This is a genomic window from Psychrobacter sp. S1-30-MNA-CIBAN-0213 (assembly GCF_040309845.1).
In the GTDB taxonomy this organism is placed as follows: Bacteria; Pseudomonadota; Gammaproteobacteria; order Pseudomonadales; family Moraxellaceae; genus Psychrobacter.
In genome coordinates this window covers 1-17,632 of record NZ_JBEOPE010000011.1, presented here as the reverse complement: position 1 = coordinate 17,632, position 17,632 = coordinate 1, and the positions used below count along the sequence as shown (strand labels likewise).

17 protein-coding genes are annotated in these 17,632 nt (G+C 42.0%); 13 read left to right on the top strand and 4 right to left on the bottom strand.

Annotated elements, in window-relative coordinates; all coding sequences use genetic code 11:
* Positions 1-42: 42 nt before the first annotated feature.
* Positions 43-747, bottom strand: coding sequence for a pseudouridine synthase (locus AAEY87_RS10605; protein ID WP_068033601.1), 705 nt, complete (start codon positions 745-747; stop codon positions 43-45).
* A gap of 136 nt (positions 748-883) precedes the next feature.
* Between AAEY87_RS10605 and AAEY87_RS10600 the strand changes: the two genes are divergently transcribed.
* The 4 genes from AAEY87_RS10600 to AAEY87_RS10585 all read left to right on the top strand — a co-directional run bounded on the left by AAEY87_RS10600 (position 884) and on the right by AAEY87_RS10585 (position 3,913).
* On the top strand, positions 884-1,480 hold the full coding sequence (locus tag AAEY87_RS10600) for a YigZ family protein (RefSeq protein ID WP_350657144.1): 597 nt from the start codon (positions 884-886) through the stop codon (positions 1,478-1,480).
* A gap of 111 nt (positions 1,481-1,591) precedes the next feature.
* Positions 1,592-2,761, top strand: coding sequence for a YheT family hydrolase (locus AAEY87_RS10595; RefSeq protein WP_350657143.1), 1,170 nt, complete (start codon positions 1,592-1,594; stop codon positions 2,759-2,761).
* A 48-nt stretch (positions 2,762-2,809) separates the two neighbouring features.
* Positions 2,810-3,352 carry an acyl-CoA thioesterase gene (locus tag AAEY87_RS10590; protein WP_350657142.1) on the top strand — a complete coding sequence of 181 codons (543 nt, stop codon included), beginning with the start codon at positions 2,810-2,812 and terminating at the stop codon, positions 3,350-3,352.
* Positions 3,353-3,535: 183 nt separating this feature from the next.
* Positions 3,536-3,913, top strand: coding sequence for a DsrE family protein (locus tag AAEY87_RS10585; protein ID WP_350657141.1), 378 nt, complete (start codon positions 3,536-3,538; stop codon positions 3,911-3,913).
* Between the two features lie 121 nt (positions 3,914-4,034).
* Here AAEY87_RS10585 and AAEY87_RS10580 read toward each other — a convergent pair whose 3' ends face one another.
* Positions 4,035-4,943, bottom strand: a complete 909-nt coding sequence (locus AAEY87_RS10580) for an abortive infection family protein (protein WP_350657140.1) — start codon at positions 4,941-4,943, stop codon at positions 4,035-4,037.
* Positions 4,944-5,167: 224 nt separating this feature from the next.
* On the opposite strand from AAEY87_RS10580, the gene AAEY87_RS10575 reads away from it, so the two are divergent.
* The gene (locus AAEY87_RS10575; protein ID WP_350657139.1) at positions 5,168-6,211 is read left to right on the top strand and encodes an NAD(P)H-dependent flavin oxidoreductase; all 1,044 of its coding nucleotides are present in this window, start codon (positions 5,168-5,170) and stop codon (positions 6,209-6,211) included.
* A 4-nt stretch (positions 6,212-6,215) separates the two neighbouring features.
* Here the strand turns inward: AAEY87_RS10575 and AAEY87_RS10570 are convergent, their stop codons facing one another.
* Positions 6,216-7,163 carry an alpha/beta fold hydrolase gene (locus AAEY87_RS10570; protein ID WP_350657138.1) on the bottom strand — a complete coding sequence of 316 codons (948 nt, stop codon included), beginning with the start codon at positions 7,161-7,163 and terminating at the stop codon, positions 6,216-6,218.
* A 425-nt stretch (positions 7,164-7,588) separates the two neighbouring features.
* On the opposite strand from AAEY87_RS10570, the gene AAEY87_RS10565 reads away from it, so the two are divergent.
* Complete coding sequence (locus AAEY87_RS10565) at positions 7,589-9,157, top strand: MATE family efflux transporter (protein WP_350657136.1); 1,569 nt, start codon at positions 7,589-7,591, stop codon at positions 9,155-9,157.
* Positions 9,158-9,268: 111 nt separating this feature from the next.
* Here the strand turns inward: AAEY87_RS10565 and AAEY87_RS10560 are convergent, their stop codons facing one another.
* Positions 9,269-10,009, bottom strand: a complete 741-nt coding sequence (locus AAEY87_RS10560; RefSeq protein WP_350657135.1) for an aspartate/glutamate racemase family protein — start codon at positions 10,007-10,009, stop codon at positions 9,269-9,271.
* A gap of 266 nt (positions 10,010-10,275) precedes the next feature.
* Here AAEY87_RS10560 and AAEY87_RS10555 point away from each other — a divergent pair, with 266 nt between their 5' ends.
* From AAEY87_RS10555 to AAEY87_RS10525, 7 genes are all read left to right on the top strand, one after another.
* Positions 10,276-10,530 (top strand): DUF2798 domain-containing protein, encoded by a 255-nt coding sequence (locus tag AAEY87_RS10555; protein WP_068033581.1) that lies wholly within the window; start codon positions 10,276-10,278, stop codon positions 10,528-10,530.
* Positions 10,531-10,621: 91 nt separating this feature from the next.
* Positions 10,622-11,761, top strand: coding sequence for a DUF2157 domain-containing protein (locus AAEY87_RS10550; RefSeq protein WP_350657134.1), 1,140 nt, complete (start codon positions 10,622-10,624; stop codon positions 11,759-11,761).
* Complete coding sequence (locus AAEY87_RS10545) at positions 11,754-12,869, top strand: DUF4401 domain-containing protein (RefSeq protein ID WP_350657133.1); 1,116 nt, start codon at positions 11,754-11,756, stop codon at positions 12,867-12,869. Before AAEY87_RS10550 ends, AAEY87_RS10545 begins: the two co-directional genes overlap by 8 nt.
* A complete protein-coding gene (locus AAEY87_RS10540) occupies positions 12,866-13,504 on the top strand; it encodes a GDYXXLXY domain-containing protein (RefSeq protein ID WP_350657132.1) in 639 nt (212 codons plus the stop codon). Before AAEY87_RS10545 ends, AAEY87_RS10540 begins: the two co-directional genes overlap by 4 nt.
* Before the next feature lie 171 nt (positions 13,505-13,675).
* A complete protein-coding gene (locus AAEY87_RS10535) occupies positions 13,676-14,653 on the top strand; it encodes a zinc-binding dehydrogenase (protein ID WP_350657131.1) in 978 nt (325 codons plus the stop codon).
* 226 nt (positions 14,654-14,879) lie between these two features.
* Positions 14,880-15,881 carry an oxidoreductase gene (locus AAEY87_RS10530; protein WP_350657130.1) on the top strand — a complete coding sequence of 334 codons (1,002 nt, stop codon included), beginning with the start codon at positions 14,880-14,882 and terminating at the stop codon, positions 15,879-15,881.
* Positions 15,882-16,135: 254 nt separating this feature from the next.
* On the top strand, positions 16,136-16,330 hold the full coding sequence (locus tag AAEY87_RS10525; RefSeq protein WP_350657129.1) for a hypothetical protein: 195 nt from the start codon (positions 16,136-16,138) through the stop codon (positions 16,328-16,330).
* Positions 16,331-17,632: the final 1,302 nt, after the last annotated feature.

The following is a 17,632-nucleotide window of genomic DNA, read 5'->3' as shown; positions in this document are numbered from 1 at the left end:
TGGTGAAGTAATCTAATAAGTAAGCTTAAGGCGTCGCCACTCTTAGAATTTTGCGACTTCTTCCTCTGTTAAAAAGCGACTGTCACCTTTATCCAAACCTTCTAAAGTGATATGACCGATACTAGCGCGATGTAGCTCAGTGACTCTATTACCGAAGTAGCCCATCATGCGTTTAACTTGATGGTATTTACCTTGCTCCAACGTCAGACGTGCGTGAGTCTCGTCGATAAACTCAAGGATAGCAGGTTTGGTTTCTTCATGGTCGCCATCGAGCAAGATGCCTTCACTGACTTCCTTCACTGCATTGGCCTGCGCGTCACTATCCATTGGCTCAGCCAAAGTCAGCTCATAGACTTTTGCGTGCTCATGCTTAGGACTGGTGACACGGTGTAGCCAGCCGCCATCATCGCTAATGAGTAATGCGCCAGTGGTATCGACATCGAGGCGTCCAGCAATACGCAGGCTACCCAATTCTGGCACCGCAATCAGCTCGGTGACGATAGGATATTCTTTTACTTTGAGCGTACATTCAAAGCCTTCTGGCTTATGCAATAAAATATAACGATTGCCCGCTGCGACCGATAGCGACTCGCCTGCCCATAGGACTTCATCATTGACGATATCGACATGTACACCAGGGTCTTTAATGACTTCATCGTTTACCGTGACTTCGCCTGCGTGTAGGATTCTTTTGGACTCTTTACGCGACAGTTCGGTGGCTTTACTAATAAATTTATCTAAACGCATGCTATTTGCTACCATCAGTTTTGTTATAGTGAATAATAAAAGTACACTGCGTCAAATAATGATTTAAACGACAGCAGTGTTTATCATGCAAGTTTACCATATTCAACACAAACCTAGGCGTATCATCCATTAGAATATGAGCTATCAAACCTTACAACGTGCCGTCACTGCTCGTCTTGAAATCAAGAAATCTGAATTCATTACTTATGCTTATCCGGTCACTTCACGTGAACAAGCAATGTTTCACGTGGAACAGCTGCGCGAACAATATGCTGATGCGCGTCATCACTGCTGGGCGTACATCATTGGCGATCCTGATAATACAACGAGCGCAGGCTTTGATGATGATGGCGAACCTAACGGTACAGCAGGTCGGCCAATTCTAAACGTCCTACAGCACAAGTCTATCGGTAACGTTATTATTATTGTGGTGCGTTATTTTGGTGGTATTAAACTGGGTGCTGGCGGCCTAACTCGTGCCTATGCAGGCTCTGCGCAAGCGGCTGTCGATGAGATGATATTGCTCCCCTATGTGCCAATGGCTCAAGTACAAATATTAGCGGAGTTCGCTACTGAAGCACAATGTCGTTATGTAGTAGAAAGTCTAAATGGCAGTATTGATGACGTGAATTATAGTAAGCAGGTTACGTTAACCGTGACTATTGCGGAAGCTGATATTGAGACTTTAAAAGAGCGTCTGGCAATGGATGGACGGGTGCTAGATAAATCATAGAACATGAACAATTTTGAGTAATCATGCGTTCACTGTAAATCATTGGATTTAACCTGACCTATCGGTATGATAAAACACTGTTTAATAATAATGACCTAATAAGATTAATTTATGACAACTTCAAAACCTTCAAAGAGCGCAAAGTCTTCAACCCCCCCAAAACCGTTTGCACCCACTCCTTTTAAGCCACCATTTTGGCTGACTAATCCACACCTGCAAAGTATCTTGCCTAAGTTTTTTGCACCAGAAGTGCCAAATTATCGCCGAGCACTCAAGCAAGACTCGTTGTGTGAGACGGACATTGCTTATGACTTCTACGATGCGCATCCAATAGAGGCAACTGACGATGGTACGCTTGAGCAAACACCTTTAGTCGTGCTATTCCACGGAATGGAAGGCAGTAGTGATAGCCATTATGCGCGCGCATTGGCGTATCAAATGCATCGCGATGGCTGGCACTTTGTAGTGGCACACTTTCGCAGTTGTGGCGGTATTCCAGCTAACGGACGCGTCTTTTATAATGCCGGTGACACTGAAGAGGTGCATCACATGCTGCAGAATTTACGTGAGCAATATGCTCATATCTATGCGGTAGGCGTCTCCCTAGGCGGTAATGCGCTGGCAAAATATATGGGCGAATATGGTGATGAAGCGCTATGCGAGGGTGCCGTGGTCATCTCCGCTCCTGTCGATATGTCGTCAGCTGCTCTAAGTATGCATAGCTTCTTGAGTCATCGTATTTATACGCCATATTTGCTCAATCCAATTATCAAAAAAGCTTTATCAAATGACATAAGCGAAGAGGAAATTGCCTCTATCAAGTCGGTCAATCGTATCAGTGACTTTGATAATATCTTTACCGCGCCGCGTCATGGCTATCGCTCCAAAAACGACTATTACCACTCCTCATCGGCTCTACCCTACTTAATAAATGTCACCCATCCGCTACTGCTGATTAGTGCCAAAGACGATCCCTTTATTGGCTTTACCGCCACTCAAGGCGATGTGTCTGATAGCGTCACTATCCTTGATACCGACCATGGTGGGCATATTGGTTACCTGCGTTATCGCTCAGCTAGCAAACAGGCTGACACCGTGAAATCCAGCTCTAAGCAATCGAAAAAGAATGGTAAAAAAACCAAGACCTCAAAATTCGATATCAATTGGATACCTGAAACCGTTAGCGCCTTTTTTCACTCAATTGGCATTCCGTCTAACGATATTTCACTTGATAATGTTTCACCTGAAAACGCTTCACCTAACAATGCTTCCAATGAATAATAATCTAATAAACCATAACCCTAATCCTTAAACTATTGAGAGTCTGTCATGTATCCATTTTTTCGTTATGCTAAATCTATCACTAAGGCTGTCATCGCTAACAGGAAAGGCGATCAACTAGACTTAGCAGATACCAGCGAGATTGAGATTCGCTGTAGCTTGACGGACATTGATAATTTTTTAGAGATGAATAATGGTCGCGTGCTGACGTTATTCGATTTGGGACGTACTGACTTTGCCATTCGTACTGGTCTTGGCAAACAATTGCTGCATAAGCGCTGGGGGCTGGTTGTAGCTGGTAGCACCGTACAATATCGCAAACGTATTCGCGCCTTTGATAAGGTTACGATTAAGACGCACGTGGCTGCTATTGATGAGCGCTGGATCTACGTGGAACAATCAATGTGGGTCAAAGGCAAGCCCTGCTCGTCTGCCCTACTACGGACAGGCGTCACTAGCAAAGGACGCGTGATTGAAACTCAAGAAGTGCTGGATGCGATGGGTAAATCTGATTGGAATATGCCGCCGACTGGCTATGTAGCCGAGTGGATTGAGAGTGATAATGACCGTCCGTGGCCGCCTTTAGGTTAGGCTAACTGTAAATTTATTTTTGATAATCTGTCACAGCCAGTTAACCTTAAGACTACCATTCCACAACATTACATTATACAAATACGTATAATAAGTGTTAGGATATTAGTGAGTAGAATATTCAATTGAATACTATCTAATTAAATGTCATCTAAATAAACACAGTCTAATAAGGAAAATAAAATGATTAATAATACGGATTACGTTGGTACGCTATTTGATAATAGTGAATCAAACCCAAGCAAAATTACTTTAGCCTTTACCATGGCAGGTGTCGCGCTTAAAAAAGGTCACTCTGCATCCGTTATACTGATGGTAGACGCGGTACACCTAGCATTGCCTAATGCTTTGGATAACGTCGATATCGGCGCACCGTTTGACCCTGCTAAGGATTTGCTAGAAAACTTTATTGAAAAAGGTGGACAAGTATTGGTCTGCAGTGCATGTATGAAGCACAGCGGTGTGGAAGAGTCAGCCATTGATAAGCGCTTTACCGTCATCAGTGGTGATGACGTGGTTGAGCTGCTAATGAATGCGAAAGGTTCATTGCAGTTGAACTAAGCGTTTAGGCTAAGTAATTAGTTTATAAAAATAGGTCAGTTTTCTTAATCATCGTTTTGATGGTTTGGGGGCTTACCTATTTTTTCTTTTGAATAAGCATAATTACTTTAGCTGCTAAGTTTTAATTATCTTTTCTAATTTCATGTGTTTCCAATAAATATATAGCTAAAGTAGAGGCTGCTCCGACTGCTAACTTAGCGTGCCTAGGTTGTAAACCTTTAAACCCACTATCTTTGCCATGACCACTGCCATATTCATTTCTAACTTCTGCAATTCCTTGAACTACAGAGGATAAGCTGCCTAAAATTTGTCTTATTGAACTCGCTGCTTTTGCTTCGTTAGATATATTATCAGGCGTAAGTTTAAGCAGCTTTGTAGTCTCTCTCATCAATTTAAATAAGTCCCAGTTTTTATTGCATTCTTCTTGCCTACTTTTGAATATTGATTTACAGGCAGTTTCAATCAACTCTTTCGCTATTCCTATAGCCTGATAAGGAGAAGTTTCAATTGATGATTCCATTAGATTAATCTGCTGGGAAACATAGTCAGCATTAAAAATAATTTTGATTTCGTTACCTTTTTTTTCAATGGAGGTTTTACCTGTGAACTTTACCCTTCCACTAAAAACTGGTTTGTTAGATATTCGTGTCCTCTCAACAATTTCAAAATCATCATTGGTAAGACTTTCATTAAACATTTTATGTAGCTTATCGACTTCATACGCATTGACCCTTACAACTGGATGTATCATTTCGCATAAGAAATTCAGAAAAGCCGCATCTTCACATTTCAATAAATCAAATCTTTCATCAGTAAAGATCCAATTGTCTTCCCAATCATAGTTATTGAACCTGTGTTGCCAGATATCGTCTGCTGCGTTCGAAAATCTGGGGTCTGTCGAAGGCATACTTTCTAAATCATAAAGCCTAGATAAGAATTCCGTTTCATCTAGCTTTCCTGCCCACCATATATCTTCTATTCTTAAGATATCAAATATGTCACGCCGAGTAATTTGAGAGATTTTATTCATTATTTACTTCAACTTTCTTTGGTTAGATACTTTAACAACATCAAGTATATGAGTTAATAGCTCTTAACTACAGTTCTATAGTCAACTATTTTAACTACAAACTTGTAGTCAAAACTCACCTTTTCCATTCAGCAACTAAATACACATTATCTAACATGCAAGCCGTCCAGCTTTGTTAAAGTAAGTCATGTAAAACGCCTAATAAAATAAAAAGGAAGCCCGTCATGACCTTACTGAATACCTTTAATTTAACCTACCCTATCGTGCAAGCACCGATGGCAGGAGCGACCACACCTGAGCTGGCGGTGACGGTCAGTAACTTCGGCGGATTGGGATCATTGGGGTCTGGCACGACGGCGCCAGATGTTTTGGATAAGCAAATTAACACCATTAAATCGCTTACCGACCGCCCTTTTATGATCAATCTGATGGTGTTATCGGAGCATGACTCCAATACCTTTGATACATCCATTCCTACTTGGCTAAACCAGTATTATCAACAGCAAAATATTGAAATAGAGTTACCTGCACGCCCAGCGCTTAGGTTCGCAGACCAGCTACAAGTGCTCTATGACAATCCAGTTCTTGTCGCCAGTTTCACCTTTGGTATTATTAGCGCTGAGCAAGTTCAGCATTTACAGAGTCTAGGTACACGCGTCATCGGTACTGCCAATCATCCATTGGAAGCGAAAGCATGGGCAGAGATTGGCGCAGATGCAGTATGCGTACAAGGGGTAGAAGCTGGTGGCCATCGCGGTGGTTGGTTGCCACAAAGCGCAAGCGATCCAATGGGATTATTGACCTTGATTAGCCAAACGCGCGCTTGTACCGATATTCCGTTAATCGCTGCGGGTGGGATTATGACTGGGCAAGCCATCAAAGCAATTCAAACAGCAGGTGCTGAGCTTGCGCAAATAGGGACTGCATTTTTGACTACAGATAAATGCAGTATTAATGACATTTATAAACAAGCGCTACTCGATGCCAGTCAAGATAATCGCAGTGCTGAGACACGCTTAACAAGACTGTTTTCAGGTAAGCAGGCACGCGGTTTATTAAATGATTATTTGCATGATTTTGGCCAATTTGAGAGTGCTCATAAGCTACCACCCTATCCACAATTAAATGCTATGACCAAAGTTTTACGTGCTCATGCGACTAAAAACTTCGATGCAGAACATCAGTCTTTATGGGCAGGACAAGGAGTAACTTTGGTCAGACAAGAGAGTACGATTGAATTGCTAGAGCGACTGGTAAAGGAACTATAACTTATTAATCGTGAAGCTTTGCACGAAACTCTTTATAATCCTTCGCCGTTTCTTTTACCGCTTCTACCATCGGCACATGACCAACTTTTGGCATCATAATCACTTTGGCTTGCGGCATGATATCAATCATTAGCTCAGCGGTTTCAGGCTTTATGACGTTGTCCTCTTCACCCCAAACTACCAACGTCGGAATATTATATTCAGCGATGACTTTGGCGCGTTCTTCGACATTGTCGGTGACGATTTGCTCTAGTATTTTGGATTCTAACGCTTTATTAGCAAGGCGCTCTTGTGCAAAGACCGCTTTGACTGATTTTGGAATATAAGGCGGCTTGTACATGACAAAGTCATACATATTATAAAAATCTTCTTTGCTATTGATCAGCAAAGGGTTGTTCTCAAGAGTAGCGCTTTCAAGCGATTTAGGCACGCCTGCTGACCAAAATCCTGCACTATCGACCAGCCATAAGCTTTTGACCTCATTGGGGTACTTCGCGGCGTAAGCGACACTGATAGCGCCGCCCATCGAATTACCGCCGACATGAATATTGGCTGCCACACCTTTGGCTTGCAGTAGCTCATGTAAGCGCACGGCTTGCGCGTCCGCGCGGTAATCAGCCGCCGTCGGTTTGCTAGAGTCGCCAAAACCGAGCAAGTCTGGGATAAGTAGATGATAACGCTCCAACTCATCAGCGATGCGAGTAAAGTTGTCTTTATTACCGCCAAAACCATGAATCAGCAATAAAGGCTCGCCAGCGACGTTGCCGTTTTCTGCATAGACCATTGTATCGCCTGAGGATAGCATAAATGATTTAGTCGTTAGGTCTGATTTTGAGCGTTCATACTGGATAAGCTTTTGTGTGGTAGTTATGGCTAAGGTATTGGGCGCGGTGGTACAGCCGACGACTGAAAAACTGAATAGTGCGGCAAGGCATAAGCGTTTTAATAGCATCGATACTTCCTTGTTAGCAGCTGGCAGAATGAATTGAAAAACATAACTCTAGGGCGTGTCCTCATTTTGATAATGGTGATGAAAATGAGATAGATTTTTGTCAATCATAGCAATTATCCTCCCGTCTAAACGGTATGACAATCACATAAAAAATGAGGTAGTGTGTCAAAAAGTATGCTGATTAAAATTTGAACAATTCTTGAAGCCTTGAAAGCCCTATACAATCAGAGAACTTAGCATAGATTTCTTATTGACTTTTATCGCCAGCATACTTTTTAGAACACCACCAAAAATGATAGTCAAATAATCATAAAGCTCGTTAAGGGTTTACAGCTCTAATAAAGACGGCACAAGCTTTCTGGTTTATGATAAGCGCTTTCGTTTAATCAGCCCCAAATTAAAGGTCTAGCGCAAAAGGATAAACATTGAGTAAAACAAATACCGCCATTGGTAAACAACGTGACCTCACCGAAGGGTCGATTGCCAAAACGATGCTCCTGTTTGCATTGCCAACACTTGGATCATCGGCATTACAGTCGTTAAACGGCTCGATCAATGCCGTCTGGGTGGGTCGATTTTTAGGTGAAGAGGCGTTGGCAGCGACGGCGAACGGCAACATCTTGATGTTTATCCTGATATCCTTCGTTTTCGGTTTTGGCATGGCTTCTACTATCTTGATTGGTCAAGCAATGGGCCGCCGTGACGACACCATGGTCAAGAAAACCATGGGAACGGCGCTGGGTAGCATTATTCCGATAAGTATATTGGTGTCGGCAGGAGGGTGGATATTTGCCCCAATGTTACTTGATTTACTTGGTACGCCGCCAAGCGCGGTCGAACTTGCCTTGACGTATCTGCGGATGATTTTCATTGCGATGCCCGTCACACTGACCTTTACGCTAATGATGATGGCACTGCGCGGAACGGGCGATTCTACGACGCCGCTTTGGTTTATCATTATATCAGTCGTTATTGACCTGATTTTGACGCCGACGCTGATTTTGGGTCTAGGACCCTTTCCCGAATGGGGTATATTTGGCTCGGCATTCGCAACCGCCGTCGCAAACACACTAGCGCTTATTGGCATGGTCGTAACCCTGTACTGGCGTGGCTCTGTGCTGACACTTAGGTTGCCAGAGCTACGCTTTTTGCGCGCAGACCGAGAAATCCTGAAGTCGATGTTCTCGAAGGGGTTGCCGATGGGCACTCAGATGATCGTTATCTCTTCGGCGGCATTAACTATGCTGTCACTGATCAACCGCGAGGGGGTACAGACGACAGCGGCTTATAGCGCGACCCAACAGCTTTGGACCTACGTGCAGATGCCTGCAATGGCGCTAAGTGCCGCAGCCAGTGCGATGGTCGCACAGAACATCGGTGCCAACCAATGGAGTAGAGTTGCAGGAATCACCCGCTGGGGACTCATCTTTAACGTGATGCTGACGGGAGCGATCATCGGGGTGCTGAGCATTTTTGATGAAACTATTTTGAGCCTGTTCCTTGGTAGTGACAGTGAAGCGGTGCCGATTGGGCGGCATATTCAGTTAATGGCGACATGGGGTTTTGTATTTTTTGGGATCGCGCAAGTGCTGTTCGGCACCATGCGTGCTAACGGCTATGTAATTTGGCCGCTGATCGTCATGGTGATTTCCATGTACCCAGTGCGTCTTGGATTTGCTTTCGGGCTTTATCCCCTACTCGGAACCGATGCACTTTGGTTATCGTTTCCAGCGGGCATGGTAGCCACTGCTGTGATGGGCGCAGGACTATATCTGTATGGCGGATGGCGCAAAGGTAAACACTTGACCGCAGAAGAGGCCGCGCAAAGGTCTGAGGAGTTTCGCGCGCATTCGAGCACCAGTGCGTCGTTTCGTGATATTGTACCAACGACTGTGTGGAAACTGTCACCTTTACGCCGTATCGCAAGGTTGCATCGACGATTGCAGAGGCGACTTCATAGACACCGTATGATAAGAAAGAATAAACGATCATAGCTTGGTTTATATACAATCTTAACTTAACTTGGCTTGGCGGCTTTTGCTCATTGGTATGGCGAGTAATTTTTTCACAATATTTACCTATTACTACGAATACCTAACCTAGTTCTATCTTGGACTCGACTTTGCATTATCCAATAAAAATTCTACCGCCGCCGCTGCATGAATCGCTGTAGTATCAAATACCGGAATTGAGCTGTCTTCTTGCTTGATAAGTAGCCCAATTTCGGTACAGCCTAATATCACACCCTCTGCTCCTTCATTCGCTAAGTCTTGAATCACTTGGCTATAATACTGACGTGAGCTATCAAGAAATTGCCCTTGGCATAGCTCCTCATTGATGACTCTGTGAATCTCTTGCTGCGCATCTGTATCTGGTATCAAAACTTGCAAGCCTGCATCTATTAGACGCTGCTTGTAGAAGTCTTGGGTCATCGTAAACTGCGTACCCAATAGCGCTATCTTGGTCAGACCTTTTTGTTTAATTGCAGTAGCCGTGACATCTGCAATATGAATAATAGGTAAGCCAGTTGCAGCTTGTACCTCATCCACTACTTTATGCATGGTATTCGTGGCGATAAGCAACCCTTGTGCGCCAGCTGCTTGCAAGCGCTTAGCGCTACTCGCTATTATCGCGCCCATTTCATCCCATGCACCTTGCGCCTGCAACTTATTAATTGGTGCAAAGTCGACACTATGAATCAGTAAATCTGCTGAATGTAGGTTACCCAACTCAGCTTTTATACCTTCATTAATCAAGCGATAATAGCTTTCGGTACTCTCCCAGCTCATACCGCCGATGATGCCTAATGTTTTTTGTAGAGAATCTCGTTGCTGTTGAGCATCCATGTCATTGCCTTATTTGTTTGTTATAACCTTGTTTATCGTAGCAAAACCGACTGCCTAAATTGAGCTTTTTAAAGAGATGGTCATTATTATTAAGATATAGCAAAACTTATAATTGCTAATAATCGTTTTATCAATAGCTCTATACTCTATATCATAGCCGCTAATAAGATTAAGAATAATGCTTTACTCAACCCTTTACCGAATGACAAAGTCATGCTGATATTATTATTTGAGCATGACTTTTTCATGTAGGACTAGATAATATTATGGCAAAACTACCTACTATTAGAATACGTACTCGCCGCAAATACTATCGGCTAATCTTTACTGGTCTTATGGCACTGATGATGTCGCTCATTATCTCGACTGCGTTGATATTGGTCAAAGTAGGCTTTATAGATGGTTTCTTTACAGAGCTAATGCACTCGTGGGGATTGGCCTTTGTATTTGCGTGGCCCAGTGCGTACGTCTGCGCATACTTTGTGCAGGAGCATGTACTTAGTCGGATTGAGTTTTATTGAGCTATCTCTCATTCTTAACTCTACTAAACGTACTCTCACCTGATAAAAACAGCTAAGATAGACTACATACTGTTTTTATGTAGAGAGCGCTATGACTCAATTGCGACGTACCATCGAGCACTTGCTCAATCAAGGTAGCCTTCCCCTAGAGCATGCAGATACAGCAGCGACTCATCTAGAAGTATTTCCAACCAAACGCTCGTGGCTGGCTTTTTTTGATAAGACTCTATTAGTTATCGGCGTCGTGGCACTCTTATTGTCACTAGTGTTTTTTATCGCCTATAACTGGCTACATATGGGCAAGATGGGTAAATTTGCCCTAGTCGAAGGCGCATTGGTTATTACTATCACACTCTACGTCCTACTCTCTTTTAGGCACAGGTTTACGTTTATCAGGCAGTTATTACTGCTTATTGCTAGCGTGATTACTGGCAGTTTGCTGGCACTATTTGGGCAGGTGTATCAGACGGGCGCAGATACGTGGCAGCTGTTTTTTAGCTGGGCATTATTGATTATTCCGTGGGTTCTTATCGCACGCTTGCCTGCGCTGTGGCTACTATGGCTAGGGTTAATTAATGCCTCTCTAATCCTCTACTTAGATATCGCAGATTTCCTATTTATCGACTACAACTATCAAAGTATTTTTCAGTTAGCAATATTGGCGCTAGTGAACTTTATAGCATTTAAATTATGGCTAGTCTGTGTTGAAAATAAACTCCCTGTCAATAAAATCTCTATTAATAAATCCAATACTCACGCTGCCATCGTTAGCACAAACGACTTAGAACTCGCCAACTCTAAAGACAACACCGAAACCCAATCTAAGCTGCATTGGAGCACCTATATTGTCGGTTTGCTCAATACTTATTTTATAACCCATCTAGCGATTGTTACGGTCTTTGACGATGGTTATGTTAAAAGTACTCGTATTCTGACCACGCTCATATCTTTACTGTTATGGGCAAGCTGGTGCGGATTTATCTATTGGCGGTTTTGTAAGCGTCGTACTGACTTGCTGATGCTGACTTATCTTTGTTTTTCTATCATCGTTGTAGTGATGTTTTGGACAGCTAAGCTGGTGCTAGATGATTTTGATGCTGGTGGCTTTTTAGTTTTAGCGTTATTGCTAATCGGGATGAGTTCTATGGCGGTAATGTGGCTGCGTAAGGTGGCAAGTTTAAGTACTAGAAAGTTTGAGCCTCACTCATTAAAAGGAGGCGGTCATGAATAGCAAGCACTCGAATGATATCTTTGTACAATTGCAACAACATGGGTTAATTAATACCACTTCTGTTGAGAATAAAACTGAACCTTACGATGACACGCCATGGTTTATCCATCTGTTTTTTGGTTTGAGTGGTTTACTTGCCAGTCTGTTCTTCATTGGATTTTTAACTTTAATATTGGAACAAACAGGGGCGTTAGATAGCGCTATTGCGCTTTTTATCATCGGTACATTATTAAGTGCAGCGGGGCTGGCGTTATTTAAAAGCAAACATAGCCGCCGTAGTACTTTTATGAACAGTTTAGCGTTTGCCATTAGTATCGTCGGTCAGATATATATCATGTTTGCTTTACTCAGTAACGAGCTTGAGCAACCATTCAGTGTTTGGTTGTTTTTATTGATTCAGCTAATAATGACCATTGTCATGCCAAACTTTCTCTATCGCTTGTTAAGCGCTACCGTAGCATTGGGCTGCATGGTCTATCTACTTAATTTTTATTCCATATCTGAAGTTAGCTTAGGACTCTTAGCACTTATTACTGTCGTCAATCATTTACAACGCTATAGTTTGTTGCAGCGCATACCTACTAAGTGGCGCTCCAGTGCTTTTGCTATTACTAAAGCTGTCGCCTATGCCAGCGCTATTATGTTGCTCAGCATATCGGTCTATTTTATCGCCGCTGAATACGGCCATAGTTTTCTAAATAGTAATGAAACCTCCAGCTATAACTACTTCCTAGCGCAAGGGCTGCTCACACTTGCCAGTCTCTATGCGGCCTACCTTATCCTTAGACGCTATCAGATCAAACTACTATCAGCAGCAAGCCTTATAATCGCCAGCGCTATTATCATTTTAGGCATCATGTCAGTCTACGTATCAGGCTTATTAGCGACCAGCTTTATCATCATTATTGCGACTGCCAATAGCCAGCGCGTGCTCTTAGGTCTTGGTGTCTGCGCATTGGTGGGCTATATATTTTGGTATTACTATCAGCTCGATACTTCGTTGCTGCTCAAATCTGTCTCTCTGCTTATTATTGGAATCGGTCTGCTAATGATGCGTTGGCTGCTGGTTAAGCGCTACTTTTCTGGTAGTAAGGAGCGCGCGTTATGAATGACACAAACGATAATTTAGTAGTACAAAAGCCTTTGGCGAAACCTTTACCGTGGTGGCAAAAACGCCCCTTTACCATTAGCGTTGCGTTATTAGGACTGCTGATTATCATTGTCATGATGACTATTAATGTAGCGAAATACGAAACCCATCTTGCCACTGGTGATACCGTCTTACTTGAGCTGGCTCCTGTCGATCCACGCGGGTTTATGCAGGGTGATTATATGACGCTCAGCTATGCTATCGAGCGTAAAGTATTCAATGCGTTAGAGAATCATCCAGAAGAAAATTTATATGGCACTACTTCACGTGACGGCTATGTCATCGTAACGTTAGATAAAAATAATGTCGGACAGTTTGTGCGCTTAGCTAACAGTAATCAACGCGACACCTTGGCTGCTAATGAAATGGCAATTCATTACCGCATTCGTAACGGTTCGCTAAAGCTTGCGACCAATGCTTTTTTCTTTCAAGAAGGTCATGCTGAGGCTTATGAAGCAGCAGAGTATGGACTGTTTCGTATTAATGACAAAGGTGAGCCGCTATTAACAAATATGGTGGATGTGAAGTTCAAGGCAATTGAAATAAAGAACACAGAAGTTGATAAAGCGCAGGTTAATGAGACACCAAACTAGATGGTTAGGATTTCACTATGGCGAGCAAGCGACAACGTTACTTAACGAAAGTAATATTGCGATTGATGAGCCAGACTTGTTACTGTTGATGGCTGATTAAGCTCTTTCTATTAAGAGCACCTATTACACTTAATCATACTTAATTAATCAAAAACAAATAAAGGATTTATTATGCGTAGCGCAACTTATGACACTTTTGGCAAACCGACTGAAGTACTTAGCTTAGGTGATAACCCTATTCCAGAGCCAAAAGCAGATGAAGTGCGAGTCAAAACCATACTCGCCTCCATTCATAACCATGATCTATTAACCATTCGCGGCAAATACGGCTTTAAACCTGAACTGCCAGCGATCGGTGGTTCTGAGGCCTTGGGTATCATCGATGCCGTTGGTAGTGACGTCAAAGACCTAAAAGTCGGTCAGCGTATTGCGGCAGCTAGCGTCCAAGCGACGTGGGCTGAATACTTTACCGCGCCTGCCAGCATGATATTCCCAGTACCGGACAGCTTAGAAGATGAGTTGGCTGCACAATTGATTGCCATGCCGCTTAGTGCCTTGATGTTGCTTGAATTCTTAGAAGTAGAGAGCGGTCAATGGATTATCCATAATGCTGCCAACGGTGCAGTTGGTAAGTCACTCGCTATGCTGGCTGCTGCGCGCGGTGTCAATACAATCAACGTCGTACGCAGTAGCGATGCGTTAGAAGAATTAGAAGCACTCGGCATTAAAAATAATATCAATAACTCAGACGAAGACTGGAAAGATCAAGTCCGTAAAATCGTAGGCGATGACAGCATCAGCGCCGCAGTAGACTCTGTCGGTGGTGAGGCCAGTGGTGATTTACTATCATTGTTAGGTCATTATGGCACCTTAGCATCGTTCGGTATTATGTCAGGTCAGCCAATGACGCTTAACCCAACGCATATTATCTTCAAACAAGCCACTATCAAAGGCTTTTGGGGTAGTAAGATTAGTCAAGAAATGAGCGTGGCAAATAAGCAGCGTTTGGTTGATGAGTTAATAGAATGCGCGGTTGATGGCAAGTTGAAACTACCGGTTGAAGCAACTTTTGATCTGGCCGATATCACTAAAGCGGTCGATGGTAAGTTGCAGTCAGGCAAAAAAGGTAAGGTACTTTTGAAGCCTTAATCAAGGGAGTCCGATATAAAAAAAGATACAGTGAGACTGGTATTTATTTTTTGTAGCCTCTGTCTGCGTAGGCACAGCAAGCAAGAAAAATTTATACCATTCTCGCGTCAAAATATAACGTATCTACTTTATTTAGTATTGACTATAGATTAGATATAGACATCTATGCCCATGTGAAAGTGATTATAAAGATAAACCTCACTAGCAATCCATAAGGAATTTCACCATGTCTAACCAAACTTTTAAAGCCTTAGTCGTCGAAGAAACCAGCGACGGTGAATTTAAAAAAAGTATTCAACAACGCAACGTCAGTGATTTACCTGAGAATGATTTGTTAATCGAAGTGCATTATTCATCATTAAATTTCAAAGATGCGATGTCAGCCTCGGGCAATAAGAGAATCACTAGAAACTATCCGCATACTCCTGGTATTGATGCGGCAGGCGTCGTGGTTAGCGACAAGTCTGGCACTTTTAAAGAAGGGCAAGAGGTCGTCGTATTCGGTTATGATTTGGGCATGGATACGGATGGCGGCTTAAGCCAAATGATCTCTATCCCTGCCGATTGGGCGGTATCCTGTCCAGAATCTTTAACGCTAAAAGAAGCCATGATTTACGGTACGGGCGGCTTAACGGCTGCTTTGAGTATTCAGAAATTAGAGAAAATGGGCGCAAAGCCTGAAGACGGACCAGTCGCCGTCACGGGTGCAACAGGCGGTGTCGGTAGTATCAGTATCGCGATTTTGAGTCAGCTAGGTTATGAGATCATTGCCTTCTCTGGTAAGCCCGAGCAAAGCGATTATCTAAAAGAGCTTGGCGCGAGTGAAGTCCGTCATCGCGATACCATCAATGAAGTCGGTAACAAACCTGCCGGTCGCGAGCTGTGGGCCAACGCCATTGATACTATTGGCGGCGATTATCTAGCCAATTTGCTCAAACAAACTAAAGCTGGCGGTGCGGTTACTTCTTGTGGCTTAGCGAGCGGCGCTGAGTTTTCTATGACAGTCATACCTTTTATCACCAGAGCAGTGTCCCTACTCGGTATCGATTCGGTCTATATTCCACTGGACGATAAAAAAGCTATTTGGGAACGCGTTTCAACCGATATGAAACTGCCCGACCTTGAGAGTTATGCCGAAGAAATTACCCTAGAGCAAACGCCTGAGTACTTAGATCGCTTTATGGCGAGTAAGACAGTTGGGCGTTATGTGGTAAATGTAAAGGGTTAGGTTTTTGGTTCTATAATTGGATTTTTAGATGATGGCAGTGCTTCATTTTGGGGTGCTGCCATTTTTTTAGTATGGTTAGTCTCATGAAAAGTTAATCAAATTAAAATATTGTTGATTTGCGTTCTTTTCATGATTATAAGTATATTGTTTTTATTAGTGTATTTTAATTATTAATTCGCTTTCATTCATTTTGACTACTAACTAATGTAGAATATTTCTAGAAAAAATACTAATAATGATCAGGAACTTAGTCAATGCATGAGATTCTAAACAACATAAGCTCTATATCTTGGTGGTTTGGGGTTATTTTTGTTGGTGTTTTAGTTAGCTTAGGGGCGGGTTACTTAAAGCCGCATACGGATAAATGGTTAGCAAAATACTCAAAGTCGAGAAAAAATAAAAATGATGAAGAGAGGCAAAAATGGGATTATGCAGTCTCAAGGTTATAGCTTGATGAGAATTATAGAATTCTATTTATTTCTAGAATCACCCATGTGCACGGTAGATCAACTTTCATCATGCTAGCAGGGATTTCAATGTTCTTAATAAGTATTGTTCTTTCTGTAATTTCACAAATCCCTAGTATTAATCCCTCCGTAGAACCAAGCAAAGTCGCCATATTTCTATCTAACTTCCCAGAAGAAAAAAATAGTGAATATCTTTATAATGCTTGCAGCACTTATGGGAAGCATCTTGTTAATATTAGGAATAAACTACTCGAAAGGCTCAGAGAAATTACAGCAGCAACTTGAAGAATCTGTTGAAAAAATTCCTAAAGAGAAAAAGTATTATGATAAATGACATTTATTTAGACTCAAGCACTTACTGCGTTTAGAACAAAAAAAGCCAGTGGAATTCATTATCTACTAGCTAGTATTATATTTGGTTCGAGAGAAGGATTTGCACCTTCAGGGGGTATTTGTAACATCGACTAATCATATCTAAGCAATAATTGAATCTTTTGGTACCTGCATTACCCCTCCGCGCCATTCAATAATTTTATTCAACTCGATCACTGACACTCCCATGATTGGACAAATCAAACCTAAAATAGTGTTTGTGTATACAATTAGAGACAATATACCGCTTATATACTCTACAACCGATGATTTTTATCCAATTCAGTAAGTTTGAATTGCTTCTAATCTCAGATATTTATCCTAATTTTGATTTGATAGGTGTAGACTTTGATTATTATTCACTATATAAGACATGGAGCAACAGTCAAATGTTTTTTCATAGATTAATCGCCATTGTGATTGTACTTCTAGTAGTTTTCTTTTTTCCATTAAGAGCGAATTTTTCTGTACATGAATTATTCTCTGTATACAACTTTAAGTTAGTCTTTATCTTATTATTTTCTATCATATTTTGTGTACTTGCTTATTTAGAAGTAATTGACTATTTAATGAATAGAGTTAAAAGACTTCCTAAGATACTCAACGATCAAGCACTATTTGTGCAGAAGGATATACTAATACCTATATTTTCAGCAATACTATTGATTTGTATTTATTGGTTAGATACAGAGATATATTCATTCAACAGTATAGATATCGGTACAGCCGCTATTCCACTTCTAGTAAGCGCATTATATTCAATTTTTCAAATACTCTTAATAAAAGTTTCAGACAAACCTCTAAAGAGAGGGGTTCTAACCCTCTTTTTCTTTACTATAGTCAGTTCAAAATAAAAATGTTATGCCTTGGACAAATATCATAAAACAATTTGGATAAGTCATTTTGCATCCA